9 protein-coding genes and 1 other RNA gene are annotated in these 8699 nt (G+C 71.5%); 3 read left to right on the top strand and 7 right to left on the bottom strand.

What is annotated here, in order from left to right:
- The 3 genes from SACPADRAFT_RS28835 to SACPADRAFT_RS0219465 all read right to left on the bottom strand — a co-directional run.
- A partial coding sequence (locus SACPADRAFT_RS28835) for a DNA polymerase III subunit gamma and tau (protein WP_157577238.1) occupies positions 1–1226 on the bottom strand: 1226 nt, incomplete at its 3' end.
- Between the two features lie 61 nt (positions 1227–1287).
- Positions 1288–1384: signal recognition particle sRNA small type (gene ffs, locus SACPADRAFT_RS30815), an RNA gene on the bottom strand.
- A gap of 77 nt (positions 1385–1461) precedes the next feature.
- Positions 1462–1713, bottom strand: coding sequence for a DUF397 domain-containing protein (locus SACPADRAFT_RS0219465; protein ID WP_007025406.1), 252 nt, complete (start codon positions 1711–1713; stop codon positions 1462–1464).
- 236 nt (positions 1714–1949) lie between these two features.
- Between SACPADRAFT_RS0219465 and SACPADRAFT_RS0219460 the strand changes: the two genes are divergently transcribed.
- Positions 1950–2141 carry a hypothetical protein gene (locus SACPADRAFT_RS0219460; protein WP_007025407.1) on the top strand — a complete coding sequence of 64 codons (192 nt, stop codon included), beginning with the start codon at positions 1950–1952 and terminating at the stop codon, positions 2139–2141.
- A 46-nt stretch (positions 2142–2187) separates the two neighbouring features.
- Here the strand turns inward: SACPADRAFT_RS0219460 and SACPADRAFT_RS0219455 are convergent, their stop codons facing one another.
- Positions 2188–3045: a helix-turn-helix domain-containing protein gene (locus SACPADRAFT_RS0219455; RefSeq protein ID WP_007025408.1), complete on the bottom strand. Its 858-nt coding sequence runs from the start codon at positions 3043–3045 to the stop codon at positions 2188–2190.
- 113 nt (positions 3046–3158) lie between these two features.
- Here SACPADRAFT_RS0219455 and gndA point away from each other — a divergent pair, with 113 nt between their 5' ends.
- The gene (gene gndA, locus SACPADRAFT_RS0219450) at positions 3159–4598 is read left to right on the top strand and encodes an NADP-dependent phosphogluconate dehydrogenase (protein ID WP_007025409.1); all 1440 of its coding nucleotides are present in this window, start codon (positions 3159–3161) and stop codon (positions 4596–4598) included.
- A 64-nt stretch (positions 4599–4662) separates the two neighbouring features.
- On the opposite strand, the gene SACPADRAFT_RS0219445 is transcribed toward gndA, so the two are convergent.
- From SACPADRAFT_RS0219445 to SACPADRAFT_RS0219435, 3 genes are all read right to left on the bottom strand, one after another.
- Positions 4663–5847, bottom strand: a complete 1185-nt coding sequence (locus tag SACPADRAFT_RS0219445) for a 4-hydroxybenzoate 3-monooxygenase (protein WP_007025410.1) — start codon at positions 5845–5847, stop codon at positions 4663–4665.
- Positions 5848–5943: 96 nt separating this feature from the next.
- A complete protein-coding gene (locus SACPADRAFT_RS0219440; protein ID WP_233357218.1) occupies positions 5944–6783 on the bottom strand; it encodes an IclR family transcriptional regulator in 840 nt (279 codons plus the stop codon).
- Positions 6784–6965: 182 nt separating this feature from the next.
- Positions 6966–8087 (bottom strand): 5-methyltetrahydropteroyltriglutamate--homocysteine S-methyltransferase, encoded by a 1122-nt coding sequence (locus SACPADRAFT_RS0219435; protein WP_007025412.1) that lies wholly within the window; start codon positions 8085–8087, stop codon positions 6966–6968.
- A 156-nt stretch (positions 8088–8243) separates the two neighbouring features.
- Between SACPADRAFT_RS0219435 and SACPADRAFT_RS33295 the strand changes: the two genes are divergently transcribed.
- A partial coding sequence (locus tag SACPADRAFT_RS33295) for a hypothetical protein (RefSeq protein WP_007025413.1) occupies positions 8244–8699 on the top strand: 456 nt, incomplete at its 3' end.

Genomic DNA, 8699 nt, shown 5'->3' with positions numbered 1-8699 from the left:
TGCGCGTCCGGCGCTTGCGCGGCCGGCGCTTGCGCGGCCGCAGCCTGCGGGGGCGCGACCTCGCCCGCGCCGAACCTGCGTTCCAGGCTCTCCAGACGTTGCAGCATCGCGGCCTCGTCCCCGGAGACCTCCGGCAACAGCATCCGCGCGCACAGCAGCTCCAGCACCAACCGGGGCGAGGTCGCCCCGCGCATGTCGAGCAGCCCGTTGTGCAGGATCTCGGCGTAGCGGGTCAGCGTGCCCGGTTCGATGCGCTGGGACTGGCTCACCATGCGCTCGATCTGCTCCTCGGGCGCCGACACCAGCCCCGTCTCCGCCGCGGTCGGCACCGAACGCAGCAGGACGAGGTCCCGGAGCCGGTCGAGCAGGTCGCTGGCGAACCGGCGCGGGTCGTGCCCGGCCTCGGCGAGGCGTTCCACCGTGCCGTAGACGGTGCCTGCGTCCTGCGCGGCCAGCGCGTCCACCATCGCGTCGATCAGCGCCACATCGGTGACCCCGAGCAGGGCCACGGCGCGCTCGTAGGTCACGCCGTCCGGGCCCGCACCCGCGATGAGCTGGTCCAGCACCGACTGGGTGTCCCGTGCCGACCCGCCGCCCGCACGGATGACCAGCGGATACACCGCGGGCTCGACCGTGATCTCCTCGGCGGCCACGTTGCGCTCCAGCAGCTCCCGCATCGCACTCGGCGGGATCAGCCGGAACGGGTAGTGGTGCGTCCGCGACCGGATCGTCGCCAGCACCTTGTCCGGCTCGGTCGTGGCGAAGATGAAGATCAGGTGTTCCGGCGGCTCCTCCACGATCTTGAGCAGCGCGTTGAAGCCCTGCGGGGTGACCATGTGGGCCTCGTCGATGACGAACACCCGGTAGCGCGATTCGGCCGGGGCGTAGAAGGCGCGGTCCCGCAGCTCACGGGCGTCGTCGACACCGTTGTGGCTGGCCGCGTCCAGCTCGGTGACGTCCACGCTGCCCGGCCCGCCCGGCGCGAGGGCCACGCACGGGCCGCACTCCCCACACGGCTCCGGGGTCGGGCCCTCGACGCAGTTGAGCGAGCGCGCCATGATGCGCGCACTGGACGTCTTGCCGCAGCCGCGCGGGCCGGAGAACAGGTACGCGTGGTTGATCCGGCCGGAGGCCAGCGCGGTGCGCAACGGCTCGGTGACGTGGTCCTGGCCGACGACCTCGCCGAAACTGGAGGGTCGGTACTTGCGGTACAGCGCTAGTGCCACGGGCGCGAGAGTACCGCCCACCGGCGACAGCGGTGCCCGCGGAGGAGGGGTTTCACCCGGGCAGAAAGGGGACCCCCGCACCCGTCAGAGCCTGCTTATCCTTGCTGCCTTCCGGCCCTGGGGAGGTTCACAGGATGGACGTCGCGGGGGTCCACGGGACAGTGTAGGCGATGACCGCCGACGGTGACAGCACCGGGTCCGCACCCGGCCGTGCCCCGGGCGCGGGGCCGGGGACTCAGCGCGGCAGGTCGAACTGGCCCGCCTTCACGGCCGTGACGAAGGCATCCCACTCCCCCTCGTCGAAAACGAACACCGGACTGTCGGCGAGCTTGGTGTCCCGCACGCCGACCCGGCCCGGAGTCAGGTTGACCTCGACGCAGTTGCCCCCGTTGGGCTCGCTGGCGAACGACTTCCGCCATCCGCCGGGGTCGAACATGCTCTCGGCCGTGGTCGGGTCGTAGGCGACTCTCCCGGCATAATCGGCCATGGCATCCCTCCGTACACGGTGACGGCGACTACGGGTCGTGTTCATTGGGCCCGGGTTTTCGCCGCCATGCCGCCGATCCGACCAAAGCATGCCTCCATCCGTGCGACATTCCCTGGTTCGGCTCGACAGCATGATTATTGCGCATCTACGATTATTACTATCGGTAGAGACAGGCGGGCGATCGGGGTCGGTCTGCTGAGAGATCGACAACAACTGTGGGGGATGGTGGCAACAGCATGGCCGTACGACTCGACGTCGAGCCGGTGAGTGCCGTACGCGCGAACCGGACGGCCGAACAGGAGGCCCCCCGCCGGATCCGGCGGGGGCGGTTCGGAATCAGCTTCGTCCGGCTGTCCGCGCGGCGCCATCCCGGGCCGCTCCTGCCGGTGGACGACCCGTTCGCGCTCCGGTACCTGTGCCGCGCGTGACGTGCGCCGCCGGATCAGCGAGTCAGGGATCCGCCGGATCAGGCGGTCAGGACTCCAGTGACTCCCGGTACCGCTGGGCGAAGTGCTTCAACAGCTGTCTGCTCTCCTGCCGCTCCAACGCGGCACCGCGCAGCCGGTCCCAGGCGTCCACGAAGATCTGGAAGTCCTTGACGTCGTCGAGGTAGACACCGCCCGCGGAATGTTCGATGTAGACGAAATCGCGGGTGCGGTCCGGGAACCGCATGACGGTGAAGTCGTTGGGCACCGCGGCGAGCTTCGCGTCGAACGGCAGCACGTGCACGTACACCCGGTCGCGCTCGTCCAGCTCCAGCATGTGTTCCAGCTGGTCGAGCATCACCGCGGGCGCGTGTCCTCCCGGGGCCCGGTGCAGCGCCGCCTCGCTGAGGATGAAGCGGTAGTACGGCGGGTGCTGCTGCTCGAAGACGGTTTTGCGGTCGAGTCGGTTGCGGACCAGGGCGGTGACGTCGGTGGCGCCGAACTCGGTGAACTGCTTGAGCATGTAGTGCTCGGACTGCAACGGCCCCGGGATCCGCTCGCCGTGCCAGGTGAGGATCTCGGCGGCGGCGGGTTCCAGGTCGGTGAAGGTGCGGAACCAGTGCGGCACCACCGAGCGGTAGCCGGACCACTGCCCGCGCCGCCCGGCAGCGGCCCTGGCCAGCTCCAGCAGCGTCTCCGCCTCCTCGCCCGCGATGTCGTAGGCGTCCAGCATGGAACGGACGTCGCCGAGCTTGACCCCGACCGACCCGGACTCGATCTTGTTGACCTTGCCCTGGGTGCACCCCAGGATGTCGGCGACCTGCTGCTGGGTGTACCCGGCGGCGATACGCGCGTGCCGCAGCTCGTTGCCGAGCTGCTTCCGGCGGGAGGTCACGGTGCTGGCCATGGCGCGGAGACGTTACCGCGTACGGCGGGCCGTCCGGAATCACTCCTCCGGATGGCCCCGGGCGGGATCTCGGACACCGTGCGCAATCCCGTCCCGGCGTAAGGTGGGCAGCCATGACCACGAAAGCGAGCATCGGCGTCTCGGGCCTTGCGGTCATGGGCCGCAACCTGGCCCGCAACCTCGCCCGGCACGGCCACACGGTCGCCCTGCACAACCGCACCGAACACCGCACCCGGGAGCTGGTCGAGGGATTCGGCTCCGAGGGGACGTTCGTGCCCACCTACTCGGCACGGGAATTCGTGGACGCGCTCGAACGGCCGCGCCGACTGGTCATCATGGTCAAGGCCGGCGACCCCACCGACGACGTGATCGAGGAGTTCGCCCCGCTGCTCGATCCCGGGGACATCATCATCGACGCGGGCAACGCCCACTTCGCCGACACCCGCCGCCGGGAGGCTGCGCTGCGCGAACGCGGGCTGCACTTCGTCGGCACCGGTGTCTCCGGTGGCGAGGAGGGGGCCCTGCACGGCCCGAGCATCATGCCCGGCGGGTCGGCCGAGTCGTACGCCTCGCTCGGCCCGCTGCTGGAGGACATCGCCGCGAAGGTGGACGGCGAGCCGTGCTGCACCCACGTGGGCCCGGACGGCGCGGGCCACTTCGTCAAGATGGTGCACAACGGCATCGAGTACTCGGACATGCAGCTCATCGCCGAGTCGTTCGACCTGCTGCGCGGGGCGCTCGGGTACGGCCCCGCCGAGATCGCCGAGGTGTTCCGCACCTGGAACACCGGCAGGCTGGATTCGTACCTCATCGAGATCACCGCCGAGGTGCTCGCGCACACCGACCCCACCACCGGCGGACCATTCGTCGACGTCGTCGCCGACGAGGCCGAGCAGAAGGGCACCGGCCGCTGGACGGTGCAGAACGGGCTCGAACTCGGCGTCCCGATCACGGGCATCGCCGAGGCCACGTTCGCCCGGTCGCTGTCCGGGCACACCCAGCTGCGCGCGGCCGCCCGCGGTCTCGCCGGCCCGGCGCGGGCGGCGCTGACCGGAGCCGAGGCCGAGCGGTTCGCCGACGACGTCGAGCAGGCGCTGTACGCCTCCAAGGTCGTCGCCTACGCACAGGGGTTCAACCAGATCCAGGCGGGCAGCGCCGAGTACGGCTGGGACATCGACCTCGGCGCGGTCGCCTCGATCTGGCGGGGCGGGTGCATCATCCGGGCGACGTTCCTGGACGACATCCGGGCGGCGTTCCGGGCGGAGCCGACGCTGCCGACCCTGCTGACCAGCGGCACGTTCCGCACCGCCGTGGAGCGCGCGCAGGACTCCTGGCGCAACGTCGTGACCACCGCCGTGCGGCTGGGCATCCCGACGCCCGGGCTGAGCACGGCGTTGGCCTACTACGACGGCCTGCGCGCCGACCGGTTGCCCGCCGCACTGGTGCAGGGGCAGCGGGACTACTTCGGCGCGCACACCTACCGGCGGACCGACCGGGAGGGCATCTTCCACACCACGTGGGCGACCGACCCGCGCGCCGAACAGCGGGCCTGACCGGCTGCGCGGGCGGCACGGTTCCGGCGGCACGGGCGCGGCGCACACCCGGCCGCCGGGCCGGTCACGGCCCCTCGAACGGCAGACCGACGTAGTTCTCGGCGAGGCTGGTCGCGGCGGGCCGGGAGCTCGCCGTGTAGCGCAGCTGGGACAGCTGCAGCCTGCGCCCGAAGGCGTCCGTCGCCGGGTCGGTGTGCAGCATCGACGTCATATACCAGGAGAAGTGCTCGGCCCGCCACACCCGGCTCAGGCAGGTGGCCGAGTAGGCGGCGGCCGGGGCCGGGTCGCCGTCGCGCAGCAGCGCCTTCAGGGCGCGGGCGAGGTGGCGCACGTCGGCGATGGCGAGATTCATGCCCTTCGCCCCGGTGGGCGGCACGATGTGCGCCGCGTCGCCGGCGAGGAACAGCCTGCCGTACTGCATCGGCTCCACGACGAAACTGCGCATCGGCGCGATGCTCTTCTCCAGCACCGGGCCCTCCCGCAGGGTGAAGCCGTCCTGGGTGGCCAGCCGCAGTCGCAGCTCCGACCACACCCGGTCGTCCGGCCAGTTGTCCACCGAATCGTCCGGGTCGACCTGCAGGTACAGCCGGGTGATCTCCGGCGAGCGCATGCTGTGCAGGGCGAAGCCGCGCTCGTGGTGGGTGTAGATCAGCTCGGAGTGCGACGGCGGGGTGCGCGCGAGGATGCCGAGCCAGGCGAACGGGTAGTGCCGCTCGAAGGTGGTCAGCGCGCGCTCCGGGATCGACGGCCTGCTCACCCCGTGGAACCCGTCGCACCCGGCGATCGCCTCGCAGCGCAGTTCCCGCGCGTGACCGTCCGCGTCGGTGTAGCTCACCCGTGGGCGGTCGCCGTCCACGTCGTGCAGCGCGACGTCGGAGACCTCGAACTCGATCGGCAGGCCCTTCTCCTCGTGCGCGGCGATCAGGTCCTTCACGATCTCCTGCTGGCCGTACACGGTGATGCACCGGCCGGTCAGCCCGGTGAGGTCGATCCGATGGTCGGCCCCGTCGAACCGCAGCGACAGACCGTGGTGCGGCATCCCCTGAGCCTCCATTCGGGCGCCCACCCCGATCTCACGCAGCAGCTCGACGGTCGGCTGCTCGCACACGCCCGCGCGGACGCGCTGCTCGACGTGGGAGCGGCTGCGGGCCTCCAGCACCACCGCCTCGATGCCCTGCAGGTGCAGCAGGTAGGACAGCACCAGGCCCGCGGGGCCCGCTCCGACGATGCCAACCCGGGTGTCCGTCACCGGAGTCCTCTCTTCCCACGAGAACCGTTCCGACCACCGCCGCCGTGTGCGACGAGCGGACCGGGACGCGAGGGTCCTGCCGGCGCCGCGGTGCGGTCAAGACCGGGGGCGCCCGCGGCCGGCGGACCGCCGGCTCTCCGGTTTTGCGGAGGGCCGGTCGCGCGGGTGGGAACGCTCGCCCGGCTCGTGCGGCTGGGAGACCGCACGCGGCGCCCCGAGCGTGCGGGAGATGCCGTGCGCGGCGGCGCGGACGGCGGGTACCAGGGTCCACGGGTCGGTGCCCTGCGCGGGGACGACGATCGAGATGGCGGCGACCACGGTGTCGTCGGCACCGCGGACGGGGGCGGCGACGGAAACCGCGTCCGGTTCGATCTGGCCGTCGCTGAGCACGAACCCGTCCCGCCGCACGTCGGCGAGTACGCGGCGCAACCGGGTCGGGTCGACGAGGGTCTTCGGCGAGTATCGCGTGAGCGGCCCGGCCAGCACGCGCTCCTGGGTCTCCGGCGCGGCGTGGGCGAGCAGCACGAGGCCGACCCCGGTGGCGTGCGGCGGCATGCGCCCGCCGACGCGCGAGCGGATCCGGATGGCCTCGCGTCCGGCGATGCGCTCGACGTAGACGACGTCGGTGCCGTCGAGCACGGCGAGCTGGACGTTCTGGTGGGTGGCCTCGTAGAGGTCCTCCAGGAACGGGAGCGCGCTGTCCCGCAGCGGCGCGCCGTGCGGGGCGAGCGAGGCGATCTCCCACAGCCGCAGCCCGACGCGGTAGCCGCCGTCGGCGTCGCGTTCGAGTGCGCCGTGCTCGGTGAGCGCACCCACGATCCGGTGCGTGGTGGACAGCGGCAGCCCGGCCCGCCTGCTCAACTCGGACAGGGTCAGCACCGGCCGCTGCGGGCTGAACGCGTCGAACACGGCCAGCACCCGCCCGACCACACTCACCGAACTCTCACCCCTGTGCCGCACACCCCCACCCAACGCGGCCACCCCCACCCCCGCAACCCCTCACCGGGGTGTTGCCGTGAAGGGCACCTTTCCTGCGTTGAACGCCGTGAGGGGCACTTTCCCTGCACCTGACGCAGGGAAAGTGCCCCTCACGGCACTACGGAGGGTGACCGGCTCGGTCAGCCCCAGACCTTCTCGGCGGTCTCGACGATGCGTTCGAGCTTGCGGAACTGTTCGTCGCGGGTGAGGTCGTTGCCCTCCTCGGTGGAGGAGAAGCCGCACTGCGGGGACAGGCAGAGCTGATCGACGTCGATGTACTTGGACGCCTGCTCGATGCGCCGCTGCAGGGAGTCCAGCGACTCCAGCTCACCGCGCTTGGTGGTGACCAGGCCGAGCACGACGTACTTGCCCTTCGGCACGTGGCGCAGCGGCTCGAAGCCGCCGGAGCGCTCGTCGTCGAACTCCAGGAAGTAGCCATCCACATTCAGCTCGTTGAACAAGGCCTCGGACACGAAGTCGTAGCCGCCCTCGGCCGCCCACGAGGAGCGGAAGTTGCCCCGGCACAGGTGCGTGGTGATCGCCATGCCCTCGGGCTTGCGCTCCAGGGCGGCGTTCATCGTCCGGATGTTGCGCAGGTGCAGGGTGTCCGGGTCGCCGCCCATGCGGGCCACGAGCTCGCGCTGGTTCGGGTCGTTGAGGTAGGCCAGGCTGGTGTCGTCGAGCTGCAGGTAGCGGCACCCGAGCTCGCCCATCGCGGCGATCTGCGCACCGTAGGCCGCGCTCAGGTCGGTGAAGAAGTCCTCAAGGTCCGGGTACACCGTCTCGTCGACGGCGGCACGGCCGCCCCGGTAGTACACCATGCTCGGCGACGGGATCGTGAGCTTCGGCGTCACCGACGGGTCGGTGACCGACTTGAGGAACTCGAAGTGCTCGGCGAAGATCGGCTCCCGCAGCCCGACCTTGCCGTCGACCTGCAGCTTGGGCGGGGAGAAGTTCAGGTCGCCCGCCGCGTTGTGGAACCGGACCTCCATCCGCTCGTCGCTCTGCGACACGCCGTCGAGCTGGTAGATGAAGTCCATGTGCCAGGAGGCACGGCGGAACTCGCCGTCGGTGGCCGAACGCAGCCCGGCCCGGCGCTGCCGCTCGACGACCTCGCGGATCGCGTCGTCCTCGACGGCCTTCAGTTCGTCGCGGGTGATCTCGCCCCGCGCCGCCTTCTCCCGGGCCGTGTGCAGCTCGGGCGGACGGAGCAGGCTGCCGACGTGGTCGGCGCGGAACGGGGGACTCGTACGCTGGCTCATTGCGGCATCGTCACACGGCCTGTGAACCCGCTCAACACACTGTCGTCGAGATTTTCGCTGGTTGAAAGCCCGAAGGCGCCCGGCGTGGAACCACTCGCCGTCACCGGATCGGCACCCCGCGCGGTTCGCCGCGGCCGGGCGGGGTACCCGGCGCGCATGCTGTCCTCCCTCGCGCGCGGCGCCGCGGCCGGCGCCGCAGGAACCACGGCCCTGCACGCCGCCACCTACCTGGACATGACCCTGCGCGGCCGCCCGTCCAGCGGCACCCCGCAGCAGACGATCGAGGAGATCAGCCGGGCGGCGGGCACCGAACTTCCGGGGAACACGCAGGAACAGGAGAGCCGGAAGTCGGGGCTCGGCGCGCTGCTGGGCATGGTCACGGGGACGACGGTGGGCGTGGGCTACGGCGTCCTGCACGGCCTCGGCTGGCGCCCGCCGGTGCTGGTGGGCGGCGTCGTCGCGACCGTGGCCGCGATGGCCGGGGCGAACGCCCCGATGGCCGTCCTCGGGGTGACGGACCCCCGCACCTGGAGCGCTTCCGACTGGCTCAGCGACGCCCTGCCGCACCTGGCCTACGGCCTGGTCACCGCCACCACCTACGCCGCCACGGAC

Source organism: Saccharomonospora iraqiensis subsp. paurometabolica YIM 90007, from assembly GCF_000231035.2.
Classification (GTDB): Bacteria; Actinomycetota; Actinomycetes; order Mycobacteriales; family Pseudonocardiaceae; genus Saccharomonospora; species Saccharomonospora paurometabolica.
This window is presented reverse-complemented; position numbering and strand designations above follow the sequence as displayed.

Excerpts from the sequence above, each read along its gene's own strand:
- gndA (WP_007025409.1), top strand. The coding sequence starts at position 3,159 with ATGACCACGAAAGCGAGCATCGGCGTCTCGGGCCTTGCGGTCATGGGC.
- SACPADRAFT_RS0219465 (WP_007025406.1), bottom strand. The coding sequence starts at position 1,713 with ATGGCCGATTATGCCGGGAGAGTCGCCTACGACCCGACCACGGCCGAG.
- SACPADRAFT_RS0219435 (WP_007025412.1), bottom strand. The coding sequence starts at position 8,087 with ATGAGCCAGCGTACGAGTCCCCCGTTCCGCGCCGACCACGTCGGCAGC.
- SACPADRAFT_RS0219455 (WP_007025408.1), bottom strand. The coding sequence starts at position 3,045 with ATGGCCAGCACCGTGACCTCCCGCCGGAAGCAGCTCGGCAACGAGCTG.
- SACPADRAFT_RS0219460 (WP_007025407.1), top strand. The coding sequence starts at position 1,950 with ATGGCCGTACGACTCGACGTCGAGCCGGTGAGTGCCGTACGCGCGAAC.